General features: G+C 64.3%; 11 protein-coding genes and 3 pseudogenes. 7 read left to right on the top strand and 7 right to left on the bottom strand.

Going from position 1 to position 13,408, the window contains the following annotated elements:
- Positions 1-177: 177 nt before the first annotated feature.
- Positions 178-1,056, bottom strand: a complete 879-nt coding sequence (locus EA796_RS20525) for a LysR family transcriptional regulator (protein ID WP_122109945.1) — start codon at positions 1,054-1,056, stop codon at positions 178-180.
- 107 nt (positions 1,057-1,163) lie between these two features.
- Here EA796_RS20525 and EA796_RS20520 point away from each other — a divergent pair.
- Positions 1,164-2,162, top strand: a pseudogene (locus tag EA796_RS20520) (zinc-dependent alcohol dehydrogenase family protein); the annotation flags it as partial.
- A gap of 65 nt (positions 2,163-2,227) precedes the next feature.
- On the opposite strand, the gene EA796_RS20515 reads toward EA796_RS20520, so the two are convergent.
- Positions 2,228-3,181: a GlxA family transcriptional regulator gene (locus EA796_RS20515; RefSeq protein WP_178082585.1), complete on the bottom strand. Its 954-nt coding sequence runs from the start codon at positions 3,179-3,181 to the stop codon at positions 2,228-2,230.
- A gap of 131 nt (positions 3,182-3,312) precedes the next feature.
- On the opposite strand from EA796_RS20515, the gene EA796_RS20510 reads away from it, so the two are divergent.
- The 4 genes from EA796_RS20510 (at position 3,313) to EA796_RS20495 (ending at position 6,380) form a co-directional block, all read left to right on the top strand.
- The gene (locus EA796_RS20510; RefSeq protein ID WP_122109944.1) at positions 3,313-4,113 is read left to right on the top strand and encodes an SDR family oxidoreductase; all 801 of its coding nucleotides are present in this window, start codon (positions 3,313-3,315) and stop codon (positions 4,111-4,113) included.
- 83 nt (positions 4,114-4,196) lie between these two features.
- On the top strand, positions 4,197-4,676 hold the full coding sequence (locus EA796_RS20505) for a DUF1348 family protein (RefSeq protein ID WP_122109943.1): 480 nt from the start codon (positions 4,197-4,199) through the stop codon (positions 4,674-4,676).
- A 47-nt stretch (positions 4,677-4,723) separates the two neighbouring features.
- Positions 4,724-5,626, top strand: a complete 903-nt coding sequence (locus EA796_RS20500; RefSeq protein ID WP_122109942.1) for an alpha/beta fold hydrolase — start codon at positions 4,724-4,726, stop codon at positions 5,624-5,626.
- Position 5,627: 1 nt separating this feature from the next.
- Entirely contained in the window at positions 5,628-6,380 is a 753-nt protein-coding gene (locus EA796_RS20495) for a hypothetical protein (protein ID WP_122109941.1), read from the top strand.
- A 598-nt stretch (positions 6,381-6,978) separates the two neighbouring features.
- On the opposite strand, the pseudogene EA796_RS20480 reads toward EA796_RS20495, so the two are convergent.
- Positions 6,979-7,232, bottom strand: a pseudogene (locus EA796_RS20480) (transposase); the annotation flags it as partial.
- Positions 7,233-7,774: 542 nt separating this feature from the next.
- Here EA796_RS20480 and EA796_RS20475 point away from each other — a divergent pair.
- Positions 7,775-8,681 (top strand): annotated as a pseudogene (locus EA796_RS20475) (oxaloacetate decarboxylase).
- 313 nt (positions 8,682-8,994) lie between these two features.
- Here EA796_RS20475 and EA796_RS20470 read toward each other — a convergent pair.
- A complete protein-coding gene (locus EA796_RS20470; RefSeq protein WP_031302901.1) occupies positions 8,995-9,273 on the bottom strand; it encodes a peptidylprolyl isomerase in 279 nt (92 codons plus the stop codon).
- Between the two features lie 149 nt (positions 9,274-9,422).
- Between EA796_RS20470 and EA796_RS20465 the strand changes: the two genes are divergently transcribed.
- The gene (locus EA796_RS20465) at positions 9,423-10,646 is read left to right on the top strand and encodes a PilT/PilU family type 4a pilus ATPase (protein ID WP_178082584.1); all 1,224 of its coding nucleotides are present in this window, start codon (positions 9,423-9,425) and stop codon (positions 10,644-10,646) included.
- A gap of 1 nt (position 10,647) precedes the next feature.
- On the opposite strand, the gene EA796_RS20460 is transcribed toward EA796_RS20465, so the two are convergent.
- The 3 genes from EA796_RS20460 to EA796_RS20450 form a co-directional block, all read right to left on the bottom strand.
- Complete coding sequence (locus EA796_RS20460; protein WP_122109970.1) at positions 10,648-11,298, bottom strand: ABC transporter substrate-binding protein; 651 nt, start codon at positions 11,296-11,298, stop codon at positions 10,648-10,650.
- Between the two features lie 202 nt (positions 11,299-11,500).
- Positions 11,501-12,472, bottom strand: coding sequence for a GGDEF domain-containing protein (locus EA796_RS20455; protein WP_122109939.1), 972 nt, complete (start codon positions 12,470-12,472; stop codon positions 11,501-11,503).
- Complete coding sequence (locus tag EA796_RS20450) at positions 12,459-13,289, bottom strand: alpha/beta fold hydrolase (RefSeq protein ID WP_122109938.1); 831 nt, start codon at positions 13,287-13,289, stop codon at positions 12,459-12,461. Before EA796_RS20450 ends, EA796_RS20455 begins: the two co-directional genes overlap by 14 nt.
- Positions 13,290-13,408: the final 119 nt, after the last annotated feature.

Genomic DNA, 13,408 nt, shown 5'->3' with positions numbered 1-13,408 from the left:
CGTTTGGTGCCCGGGCCGACACACCGGCCTCGATCTCCCGATTTCACAGGATTAAGGCGATTCAGTGTGACCTGTCCTGCAGCCGCGAACACTGCCCTAGCCGCCCATTCGGGCCTTATATGCTTTCGGGCTGACCAGTTGGGTGTTGGGAAACTGAAGCAGGAGCTATGCACGAATTCAGAGCAGTTCTTTTAGAAAATCGACAAAGGCCATCGTCCGCGCCGAGCGCCGTCGTTCTGGACTGAACACCGCCTGGACGGGAAGGGCCCTGGCCCTATGGCCGTCCAGTACGGTGACAACCCTGCCCTGCTCGAGGTCGGCCGCGAACAGCCACTCGGGAGACAGGGCGATGCCCAGGCCTGAGAGCACCAGCTCGCGAATGGCCTCGCTGCTGTTGCTGGTCATGTTGCCCCGGATGGCAATGTCGAACTCCTCTGCATCGCGGCTGAAGTGCCAGATGTCGTAGTGCTCCAGCAGTGTGAAGCCGATGCAGTTGTGGCCACTCAACTCGCCCGGATCGAGCGGTAGACCACGGCGGCTTAGGTAGGCCGGTGCTGCGAACACCCGGCGTTCGCTGGTACCGAGAGGAACTGCTACCAGCCCCTCGTTCTTCACCGCGCCGATACGAATGGCCAGGTCGATATCCTCCCTGAGCAGATCCTCGTGCTGATCGTTCAGCCTGAGGTCGATCCGTACATTCGGGTGGCGCTCCAGAAAGATGCCCAGCCGCGGTGCCAGGCACAGCCGCCCGTAGCTCACGGGGGCGGCAATGCGCAGCGGCCCGGCGACCTGCTCCTGACCGCTGGCGAAACTCAGGGTGGCGGTTTCCAGGTTGGCGAGGATGTCCTGGCAGTCGGCGTAGAACCTTTGGCCCTGGTCGGTCAGGGCCAAGTGCCGGGTGCTGCGAACGAACAGCGGGCCGCCGAGATGTTGCTCCAGTGCGCGGATCTGCTTGCTCACCGCTGGTTGTCCGACATTGCGTTCGCGGGCTGCCGCGGTGAAGGAGCCGCGCTCCACGACGCGCACGAACAGGCGCATGCTGTCGAACAGGTCCATCGCAATTAGGTCTCCTCTTGGAATGAGTGATATCCACTTTCTAGTTCTTATCGGAATGCGACGAGGACGGCAACCTGTAAGCGTTCAACCACACAGGGTTCGCCATCATGAATCACAGCATGCTTGCCGCCATCGCGGAGTCCGCCCAGGCCCCTCTGGCTGTGCGTCGTCTGGCTCGTCCGGTACCTGCCGCTGGGCAGGTGCTGGTCAGGGTTCACACCGCCGGAGTCAATCCTCTGGATACCAAAATTGCCTCCGGCGCGGCGGCCCATGCCCGCCAGACCCTGCCTGCCGTGCTCGGACTGGACCTGGCTGGGACTGTCATTGAGCTAGGGGCGGGGGTTGCAGGCTTCGCTCCCGGGATGGAAGTTTTCGGTATGGCCGGAGGAGTCGGTGGCAACCAGGGCGGCATGGCCGAGTACATCGCCGTCGATGCCCGCCTGATCGCGCCGAAGCCGCGACAGCTGAGCATGCGCGAGGCTGCCGCATTGCCCCTGGTATTCATCACGGCATGGGAGGGGTTGGTGGATCGCGCCAATGTCCATGCCGGCCAACGTGTTCTGGTGCATGGTGGAGCGGGGGGCGTCGGCCAGGCAGCCATACAGCTGGCCCAGGCCCGTGGTGCCGAGGTCTTTGCCACCGGCTCGGCGGGCAGTCTCGACTTCCTCCGTGCGCTGGGAGCCACGGCCATCGATTACCGAGCCGAGGCCGTGGAAGACTATGTCGAGCGGCATACGGCCGGCGAAGGCTTCGATATTGTCTACGACACGGTCGGTGGCGACACGCTGGATGCCGCGTTCCGTTCGGTGCGGCCCTATACCGGGCACGTGCTCAGTTGCCTGGGCTGGGGTCAGCACAGCCTCGCACCGCTGTCGTTCAGGGGGGCCAGCTACTCGGGAGTGTTCACCCTGATGCCGTTGCTCGACGGGCGCGGGCGTGAGCACCATGGCGCCATCCTGCGCGAGGCCGCCGCATTGGCCGACGCCGGGCAACTGGCAATCCGGGTCGATAGCCATCGTTTTGGGCTGCACGAGGTGAACGAGGCCTTCCGCCAGGTCGCCGAGGGCTCCGGGGTGGGCAAGACGGTGATCGATCTGGTGGGCGAATCCGCTCCGGCGGTGAAGCCGTCGCTGCTTGGGCCGTGCTGGTTACCGCCTGATTCAGGCTCGGGTTATGCGTCGACCTGCTGCGCGGTGGCGCGGGAAGCGCGCCTAAGCATCTGCGGCGGCTGGCCGAAGGCCCTGAGGAAGGCCTTGCGCATCCTTTCGCGATCCGCGAAGCCGGTTTCCACGGCGATACGATCCATCGACAGGCGGCCCCTCTCGATCAGCAGGCGGGCCGCCTCGAGGCGCAGGCTCTCGACCGCCTTGGCCGGTGATTGGCCGGTCTCGGCCCTGAAGGCCCGGCTGAACTGGCGGGGACTGAGGTTGGCGGCCTCGGCGAGCTCGTCTACCGCCAGGCGGTTCTGCAGGTTCTGCTTGGCGTAATCCAGGGCCTTCTGAATTCGGTCGGACTTCGGCCTCAGCTTCGCCAGCGCGGAGAACTGCGACTGTCCGCCAGCACGCCGGTGGTAGACCACCAGGCTTTTGGCCACGCTGCGAGCGATCTCAGGGCCGAGATCCTGCTCGATCATGGCCAGCGTCAGATCGATCACCGCGCTCATGCCGGCCGAGGTCCACAGGTTGCCGTCGACGATGAAGATGCGGTCCTCCTCCAGGCGTACCTTCGGATAGCGTCTTTTCAGGTCACGAGCGAAGAACCAGTGCGTGGTGGCCCGGCGACCATCGAGGACGCCGGCTTCGGCCAGGGTGAAGGCGCCGGTACAGGGCGCCGCGACTCGCCGCGACTTGCTCACGGACTGGCGCACGAAGTCCAGCAACCCCGGCGAGGACGGCTGGATATAGGTGGCGGCGCCGACCACCAGCGTATCCAGCGCCCTCTTGCCGAAGGCTTCGGTTACAACCGCAAAACCGGCCGACGAAAGCACCGGACCGCCCTGCTCGGATAGCAGGTGCATGCCGTAGAAGGCCTCGCCGATGGCGATGTTGGCCATTTCGAAGGCCGAAACGGCGGCCAGGCTCATGACCTGGAAGTTGGGAAATACCACGAAGCCTACGTGATGCACCTGTTTGCTCACTTGCGCGGGTCATGTCTTTAAAAGACGTATATATGACATTTGAGTCATCCACAAGGCCGGATACGCTCCTGTGAAAGTTCCTCTTCCAATCCCTTCGCAACTCATCAGGAGAAACGCTTATGACCACCCAGGCTTCCCAGGGCACCGCGCTGATCACTGGCGCATCGTCCGGCATCGGCGCGCTCTACGCCAAGCGGTTGGCTGCCCGCGGCCATGACCTGATTCTGGTCGCGCGCTCCCATCAGCGTCTGGATCGGTTGGCGCAGTGTCTGCACGAGAAGACGGGCCGGCGCGTCGAAGTGCTGGTCGCCGATCTGGGCGACAGGCAAGGGCTTGCCCTGGTGGAGCGACAGTTGCGCGAGCGCGGCGATGTCTCACTGTTGGTCAACAACGCGGGAGTCGGCGCGACCTCGGCACTGCTCGACTCGGACGTGGATGCGATGACCCGGATGATCGAGCTCAACGTGACCGCCCTGACCCGCCTGGCCCATGCCGCTGCGCCGGGGTTCGTGGAGCAGGGGCGGGGTGCCATCATCAACATTGCCTCGATCGTGGGGATCGCCCCCGAGATACTCAACGGGGTATATGGCGCAACCAAGGCATTCGTGCTGGCCTTCAGCCAATCCCTGCATCACGAGCTGGCGGGCAAGGGCGTGCGTATCCAGGCCGTCGTCCCTGGGGCGGTCGCCACCGAGTTCTGGACGGCAGCCGGAACGCCGGTGGATGCCCTGCCGCGGGAGATCGTCATGCAGGCGGACGACCTGGTGGACGCAGCGCTGGCCGGCTTCGATCAGGGCGAGTTGTTCACTATTCCCTCTTTGCCCGAGCTGGCGGACTGGCAGGCCTATGAAGCGGCGCGGCAGAAGCTCATTCCCAATCTCTCCCGCCAGTCGGTGGCGCAGCGCTATCGCCGGGCCTGAGCGATGATCGACCGTGCGGGCGGCAGCGTGTCAGCCGCCTGCCATGGCACAACGACGCAGGAATCACCGAATGAGGTGCAGACATGTCCACGCCTAGCGAGATCCGCCCACCGCTGCCGCCCTTCACCCACGAGACGGCGCTGCAGAAAGTCCGCCTGGTCGAAGATGGCTGGAACAGCCGCGATCCCGCGGCAGTCGCTCTGGCCCACAGCCAGCACACAGGCTGGCGTAACCGTGTCGAGTTCATCGGGGGGCGCGAGCAGGCCCGTGCTTTCCTCGTGCGCAAATGGGCGAGGGAGCTCGACTACCGCCTGATCAAGGAGCGCTGGGCCTTCACCCACAACCGCATCGCCGTGCGCTACGCCTACGAGTGGCGAGATGACTTGGGGAACTGGTTCCCTTCCTACGGCAACGAGAACTGGGAGTTTGCCGAGGATGATCTGATGGTCAATCGCTATGCCTGCCTCAACGACCTGCCGATCAGCGAGGCGGAGCACAAATTACGCTGGCCTCTGGGCTGCCGTCCGGATGACCACTCCGGGCTTGCGGCGCTTGGACTCTAACCCACTCAGGCCCGACTCTCGGGGGCGACCCAGTCAGGTGATCCGCCATGCATGAAGCGATCTCTTTATCTTCGACAGCCGTGCGCCATCGTTACCTCGAGGTCGATGGTGTGCGCCTCTTCTACCGTGAGGCGGGTCGGTCTGGGCTGCCGCCGCTGCTCCTGCTCCATGGTTTCCCCAGCTCTTCGCATCAGTTCCGCCATCTGTTGCCGCTGCTGGCCGAGCACTTCCATGTCTATGCCCCCGACTTTCCGGGCTTCGGCTTTACCCAGGTCCCCGTCGAGCGAGGCTACGTCTACAGTTTCGCGCGGATTGCCGAGACCCTGGCGGCCTTCACCAGCGAGTTGGGACTGCAGCGCTACGCTCTCTACCTGTTCGACTACGGGGCGCCCATAGGGCTGCACCTGGCATTGCTGCAGCCGCAGCGGATAACCGGGCTGATCTCGCAGAATGGTAACGCCTATGAAGAGGGGCTCAGCGAGGCCTGGGCGCCGGTACGGGCATACTGGTCCGATCCGTCTGTCGCCAATCGCAAGGCAATCCGCGACGCGCTACTGAGCGCCGAGGCCACCGGCTGGCAGTACCTCACCGGCGTCTCCGACCCGGAGTTGATCGCCCCGGAAGCCATAATGCTCGACTACACCCTTCTCGAATGGCCTGGCGTTAAAGACATTCAGCTCGATCTCATCCTGGACTACGCCAACAACATAAAGCAGTACCCGGCGTTCCAGGCCTGGCTGCGCAGGAGCGACTTCCCGGTCTTGGTCATATGGGGGCGCAACGACCCGTTCTTCCTGCCGGCCGGTGCCGAGGCGTTCGCCCGCGACGTGCCGCACGCGGTGATCGAACTGCTGGAGACCGGACACTTCGCCTTGGAGACCCACTGCGATTACATCGCCGCTCGCATCAGGGCGGTGCTCGGGCAACAGCTCCTCGAGGGAGGGCAATGACATGAGCAACCGGGATTCTGAACTGCTTGATCGGGTGCTGGACGCCCATGGCGGTGTCGAACGCTGGCGCCAGTTCGACCTCGTGGAGGCCAGTATCACCAGCAGTGGCGCGTTATGGGACATGAAGGGGTTGAGGCAGGACAGCCAGTCGCGTCGGATGTCGGTCTGGCTGCACGAGCAGCGCGCCGCGGTAATGCCTTTCGGTGCGCCCAATCAGCGTACGGCCTACACTCCCGGGCGCATCGCCATCGAGACGACCGAGGGCCAGGTGGTGGCAGAGCGCCTCGATCCGAGACGCTCGTTTCTGGGGCACGGCGAAACGACTCCCTGGGATCCGCTGCATCGTGCCTACTTCAATGGCTATGCGCTCTGGTCCTACCTCACCATGCCCTTCCTGTTCTGCATGCCGGGGGTACTGGCCGAGGAAATCGAGCCCTGGCAGGAAGGGGCCGAGCGCTGGCGCCGCTTGAGGGTTCGCTTTCCCGAGGATGTCGCGACTCATTGCCAGGTGCAGGACTTCTACTTCGGCGACGACTTCCTCCTGCGTCGGCATGACTATACCGTCGAGGTCAGTGGCGGCATTCCGGCTGCCCAGTATGTGCATGACTACATCTCGGCCAGTGGGATCCTCATGCCAAGCAAGCGCAGAGCATATCGACGAGACTCAAACGGCAGGGCTATCACGACGGACCTGTTGGTATCGATAGACCTGAGCAACGTCAGCTACTCGTCTAAAGGTAATTCTGCGGTCTAACCGGGGGCGTCAGTGAATGATGTAATGTTGGCAGATGGCCGCTACCGAAATGTTCTCCGGTCTCTGGGCTAACGAAGTGCGAACAGGCAGGACGCTGACCCCATGCACTTCGTTAGCTCAAGCATATGACGGGGATGTCTACCGGAGCCGGGTAGTCCATTCGCTCGGCCAGGCTGTTCGCGGCATTGAGGTGGGGCTCGTTGCTGATCAGCATGGCCTGACATGTCGGGAGCTCGCCGCTTTCGACATCGAGGCGCTTGAGCCAATGACCAGCCGACCAGCCCACCAAACGTACTGGATGGCCCTTGCCAGCGGGCTCATACCATCTCGGGAGAGACTTGGCTGATTGCTCATTGCTCATTGCTCATTGCTCATTGCTCGTCTCCCTGAACCAGATCGGTACGCAGGGCTTCAGAGGCGTCGTGAATGGCCCAGGAGGTCATACCTCCTGCATCTGTTGTGTCGATGGCAATCCACCCGCCGCTCGACCACGCAACAGGTTTGCCGGTCTGTTGATGGATCAGTTGGAAGCGTCCGGAGAAGGGGGGCGCGGAGTTGCTTAGGGGAACAGGAGGCATGAAGGCTGCCACCACCGAGGCATCGTCAGAATCCCAGCGTGCTTGTCCAGCAGACGGCGGACGTTGAAGATGGTGGCTTCATCGGGAATGTGCTCCAGGCTCAGGCCGGCGAACTGCCGCAGGATGGTGGTTTCATACAGCGCTTCCTCCATTCGACCTGGGTAAACAAGCCCTTCCACGGTACCACTTGATCCACCTCGATCAGGAACAATTCCCTGCGGATCTGCCTGCGTTTGCCGGCGTACTCGGTTTCGGTGAAGGTCACCTGCTGCATCGGGAAACTCGGGCAACCGGGCCGGCGCATTTCACCAGATTCGGGAAGTCTTCTTCAGAGGTTCCCTAAGAATTTGCTGAATTTAGTTCGTGACTTTATCTATCTATTTGAATTTAAATAAAAATATTTCCATTCCATCATCGGCGCGACGCTGAACTTTCTGCTGATAAGGTTCTGATTCGAAATGTCTTTCTGCAATTGTGCGGTCATCGTCGTGCTTGGGTTTGCCACATGGAGTCGCCATGGGCATGCGAGGTACGACAGCGGGGCATTATACGGCTGTGCCGAGGGGCGAACGCCTGCAATCACCAGGCGCCCGGTGGCCGCTGGGTAGTCGGCTCAGGGATTCGCGGAGCTGTTGCCGGGCCGGGCGGTCATCGCCGGTTCATCGGCGGATTTCCGCCATCCCTCGCCCGGGTAGTGGCGTGCGCTCTCCACTCCAGCGTCGGCAGCGCCCGGCAAATCGCCGCAACGGCGGCGCTCCGGCCTTCGGGTACAGGTCTTGCACAAGCTTGAGCAATACGAAACCAGGACACCAGACCATGCAGAAAGCCTGTCACCATGAACTGCGCAACGCCTTCCGGGCGTTGCTCGCCAGCCGCGCCTGTTATCACACCGCCTCGGTGTTCGACCCCCTGTCGGCGCGCATCGCCGCCGATCTCGGCTTCGAGGTCGGCATCCTCGGTGGCTCGGTCGCCTCGCTGCAGGTGCTCGCCGCTCCGGACGTCGCCCTGATCACCCTCAGCGAATTCGCCGAGCAGGCCACCCGCATCGGCCGGGTGGCACGCCTGCCGGTGATCGCCGACGCCGACCACGGCTACGGCAACGCGCTCAACGCGATGCGCACGGTGATCGAGCTGGAGCGCGCCGGCGTCGCCGCATTGACCCTCGAAGACACCTTGTTGCCGGCCCAGTTCGGCCGCAAATCCTACGACCTGATCAGCGTCGAGGAGGGCGTCGGCAAGCTGCGTGCCGCCCAGGAGGTGCGCGACGACAGCGCCCTGGCGATCATCGGTCGCACCCATGCCGGCGTGCAGCCGCTGACCGAGGTGGCCCTGCGCACCCGCGCCTATCAGGANGCTGACCGAGGTGGCCCTGCGCACCCGCGCCTATCAGGATGCCGGCGCCGACGCCATCTGCCTGGTCGGGGTGAGGGACTTCGCCCACCTCGAGGCTATCGCCGAGGGTCTGCGCGTGCCGCTGATGCTGGTCACCTACGGCAACCCGGATTTGCGCGACGACGGCCGTCTGGCCGAGTTGGGCGTGCGCATCGTGGTGGACGGTCACGCCGCCTACTTCGCGGCGATCAAGGCCACCTACGACAGCCTGCGCGAGCAACGTGGCATCGCCGTCGACAACGGCCTCAGCGCCTCGCAACTGGTGAGCAAGTACACCAGCCCCGACGATTACATCGCCTGGGCACGGGAGTACATGAACGTCAAGGAATAGGGCCGGTCAGGGGCGATGGTTGGCACTCTCCCATCGGGGCCGCCAGGAATCGCCTGCTCGTCCGTTCGGTGAGTTCTTCTTGGAAGCCTTCGGCGCCCTGACGCCGGTAGGCGGCCACGCGCATGGCCTGCCTGGGTGGCCCTTGGCGTTCGCCAGGATGCGGCGGATGCCTTTCATCAGTGCCGCCTCGCCGGCGGCCCAGGTAAAACCCTCGCCGGCCGGCAACTACAGCGCCGCGACGGCGGTCAGCAGCGCTTCGCCATCCTCGAACCAGTGCAGTTGCAGCTGCGCGGCGCAGGCCAGCTCGCGGCTGTCAGTCGCGATAGAACACCTGGATCAGGTGATAGCCGAACTGGGTCTTCACCGGGCCATGCACCTCGCGCAGCGGCTTCTTGAAGATCACCTGGTCCACCGCCCGCACCATCTGCCCCGGACGCACTTCGCCGAGGTCGCCGCCTTTCTTGCCGGAGGGGCAGGTGGAGTACTTGCGCGCCAGCACGTCGAAGGCCTCGCCGGCGGCGATGCGTTTCTTCAGCGCCGCCGCTTCCGCTTCGGTCTTGACCAGGATGTGGCGGGCCATTGCCTTTGCCATATGACGGGCTCCTCAAATTTGCCGGGCTGCTATTGTGCCAGCATCCATAGCGCCAGCAGAATGGCGCCAGATTTTAGGTCATGCATTGCCCGCGACGCCGGCGAATGATGGCCTATGGTATTTCAATCGCGCCTCACGGAAACGTCGCCATGGATCTCCACGCAATGCTGAAAATCCTGTCCAGCCAGGACGGTTCCGACCTCTACCTGTCCACCGGGGCGCCGCCCTGCGCCAAGTTCAACGGCGTGCTCAAGGCGCTCAGCCAGGAGCCGATGAAGTCCGGCGACGTGGCGGCCATCGCCGAGTCGATCATGGACAGCGCCCAGCGCGAGGAATTCGAGCGCGAGCTGGAGATGAACCTGGCGATCTCCCTGGCCGGCGTCGGGCGTTTTCGCATCAACATCTTCAAGCAGCGCAACGAAGTCTCGATAGTGGCGCGCAATATCAAGCTGGACATTCCGCGCTTCGAGGACCTCAAGCTGCCCGAGGTGCTGCTCAGCACGGTGATGGAGAAGCGCGGGCTGGTGCTGTTCGTCGGCGGCACCGGCTCGGGCAAGTCGACCTCGCTGGCGGCGCTGATCGACTACCGCAACCGCAACAGCGGCGGCCATATCATCACCATCGAGGACCCGGTGGAGTACGTGCACCGGCACAAGAAGTCGATCATCAACCAGCGCGAGGTGGGGGTGGACACCCGCAGTTTCCACGCCGCGCTGAAGAACACCCTGCGCCAGGCACCGGACGTGATCCTGATCGGCGAGATCCGCGACCGCGAGACCATGGAACATGCCCTGGCCTTCGCCGATACCGGTCACCTGGCCATCTCCACCCTGCATGCGAACAACGCCAACCAGGCGCTGGACCGCATCATCAACTTCTTCCCCGAGGATCGCCGCCCGCAGCTGCTCAACGACCTGGGCAACAACCTCAAGGCCTTCGTCTCCCAGCGCCTGGTCAAGACCGTGGACGGCAAGCGCCGTGCGGCGGTGGAGGTGATGCTGGGCACGCCGACGGTGCGCGACCTGATCAAGCGCAACGAGTTCTCCGAGCTCAAGGAGATCATGGAGAAGTCGAAGAACCTCGGCATGCAGACCTTCGATCAGGCGCTGATCGATCTGGTCCACCAGGGCGCCATCGACGAGGAGGAGGCGGTGAAGAACGCCGACTCGGCGAACAACGTGCGCCTGAAGCTCAAGCTCTACCGCGACAACCCGGCCAATGCCGCACCCCCGGCCGCCGCGGCAGCCCGACCGGCAGCGGCGCCGGTCAGCGCGCCCAAGGTGGCCGATGCCGGTGACTGGGGCCTGGAGCTCAAGCTGGAAGACATCGAGGAGGACCTGCCGCCGGAAGATCCGGGGCGGCAGGGGATCTGACTCAACGCGGCTCGGGCCGATAGGCCTCGATCAGGCGCTGGCTGATGCCCTCGTCGTGCAGGCTCTGCACGGCGGCGCGCAGGTTTTCCACGAGCTGCGCGTCGCAGTCCCTGGAACAGGCCAGGTAGAGGTCGGTGCTGGCCAGCGCCGGGCTCATCTGCAGCTCGCGCTTGGAGTGCTGTGGCCAGATATACAGCGCCTCCGGCACGCCGGTGAACCAGGCGTCGATACGCCCGCGCTCGAGCAGGTGAACGGGGTTTTCGCCCAGGTTGTGGGTGACGATCTGCTGGTCGGCGAAGCCCTGCGTTCTGAGGATTTCCACCTGCGCCGTGCCCAGACCGACACCGATGCGCCGGTAGCGCTGGCGTGCCTCGGCGAAGCTCTGCACCGGCTCGTCGAGGCTGAAGAAGGCGCGTTCCAGCGGCATGATCGGCGCGATCCAGGTATACAGCGCTTCGCGCTGCGGGGTGCGCGACAGGGGAATGATCAGCTGGTTGCGGCCGCCTGCGACCGTGCGCTGGGCGCGAGCCCAGGGCTCGACCTTGAGCTCGGCGAGGTAGCCCGCGCGAGCCAGGGCGGCCAGGGTGATATCGCCGACCATGCCGTAGCCGGCCTCGAATGCGACCAGGGTCAGCGGTGGCGCTTCCGGCATGTGCAGCTCGACGACTTCCTCGGCCTGACCGGTGGCGGCCAGGGCGAGCAGGGCGCAGCAGCAGAGTTGACGTAGCGACACGGCAGGATCTCCGGTGGGAGAGTCGTACTTGAGTATACGCAGCACGGTCATGGGCTACCTGTGACGCCGCGGCTCTTGCTCATGCGGCGGCAGGCGGCCAGGATCGACCCCGTGCGCCGGCTCAGCGGTGGTCATGGCGAACGCTGCGATTGCGTCCCTGGGCCTTGGCCGCGTACAGCGCCGTGTCGGCCTCTTCGAGGAGTTGTTCGAGGTAGCGCTCGGGGTCTTGCCCCTGCGGTACGAGGTTGGCGATACCGATGCTCACGGTAAGGCGCTGGTCGGCGATCTGCAGCAGGGAAACCTGCTCGTGCACGCGCCGGGCGATGACTGCGGCCTCGTCTCCATCGGCGAACGGCAGCCACAGCGCGAACTCCTCGCCGCCGTAGCGCACGACGCTGTCCTGGCTGCGCACGCTCTTGAGCAGTTGCTGGGCCAGCTCGATGAGCACCCGATCGCCCTCGGCATGGCCGAAGCGGTCGTTGATCTGCTTGAAGTAGTCGATATCGATCAGCAGCAGGCTGGCGTGCGCCTGCGCGCTGACCGTTGCCGTCCACTGTTCTACGTGCAGCGACAGCGCCCGGCGGTTGCCCAGCGCAGTCAGTGGGTCGGTGTGGCTCAGCTGCGCGAACTGTTCCGCCTCGCTCTTGATCTCCACGGCGTATTCGGCGAGCTGGGCGTAGGCGCTCTGCAGGGCGAGGTTGGCCTTGGCCAGCTGCGCCGCGTTTTCCTGCGCCTGCTCGCGGGCCTTGAGCAGTTCGGCCTCGAAGCGCTGACGATCCTTGGCGACGAAGAACAGCCAGATCACCTCGCGTTCGCCATCCACCTCGCTCATCCGGGCATTGGCCATCACCGGGATGTGCTGTTGATCCGTCGCCAGGAGCTGCAGGTGCAGTTCGTTGAATTCGCCGTTTCTGAGCAGCAGTGGCCAGGCATGGGTGTGCAGGAAGATGCGGCTCGCCGGCGGGAAGTAATGATCCATGCTGTCGACCAGCAGGACGCCGGCCAGGTGCTTGAAGTCGTGGTTGGAGTGCTTGATCTGGCCGTTGCAGTCGGTCACCAGCACTGGACAGGGCAGGCGTTCAAGGTAGAACAAGGTGATGGCTTCCTTGCAGGTAGCGGAGCATGGCGACGGCGACCAGCTCCGGGTGGCTCATGTGGGCGCAGTGGCCGCTGATGTCGAGGATCTCGAGGGTACTCGCGTTGAGGTGAGTGTGCAGGTAGTCGGCTACCGCTGGCGGTACCAGCGCATCGCGACGGTGATGCAGGATCAGGCTGGGCACCGGGCAGTGCGGCAGCGCGGCGCGTATGTCGGAGCTGAAGGTGGCCTCGGCGAACAGGCGCGCCATCAGCGGGTCGGTCGAGCAAAAGCTGTCGGACAGCTGCGCGGTCACCGGCTGGCCCGCCTCCGCGCCGGACACCAGCGGCGCGAAGTGCTGCGTCCAGCCCAGATAGTTGTGCGCCATCAGCTCCAGCAGACTGTCCAGGTCGCTGCGCCGAAAGCCGCCTTCGTAGGCCGGCGGGTCGCTGAGGAAACAGGGCGAGGGACCGAGCAGCACGAGTCGGGAGAACAACGATGGCCGTTCGATGGCGGCGAGTATGCCGATGCTGCAGCTGACCGAGTGGCCGACGAAGGTGATGTCACCGCTCAGTTGCAGGGCGTCGCAAACCTCCAGTAGGTCCTGGACGTAGCCCTCGAGCAGTCGATAGCGGCCGGCATCGAACGCGCTGGCGTCGGAGCGGCCGCTACCCACGTAGTCGAACAATACCTGCCGGTAGTGCGGTGCAAATGCTGGTGTGAGCTTGCTCCACATCTCCTGGCTGCAGCCGAAACCGTGGCCGTAGACCAGCACCGGGGCGTCGGCATGCGCCGGCAGCAGCTGCTGAACATGGTTGCGCTGGATGATACTCACGCGGTCACCTCGACAAGCGAAAGCACCTCGCTGAGCGAGGTTGCGAACTCGCGAGGGCGTAAAAATGACGCCAGTATAGGTACTTTCGATTGGCAGAAGGCGATTTGCTATCAGTCTTC

Source organism: Pseudomonas sp. AOB-7 (assembly GCF_003696305.1).
Taxonomy (GTDB): Bacteria; Pseudomonadota; Gammaproteobacteria; order Pseudomonadales; family Pseudomonadaceae; genus Aquipseudomonas.
This window is presented reverse-complemented; position numbering and strand designations above follow the sequence as displayed.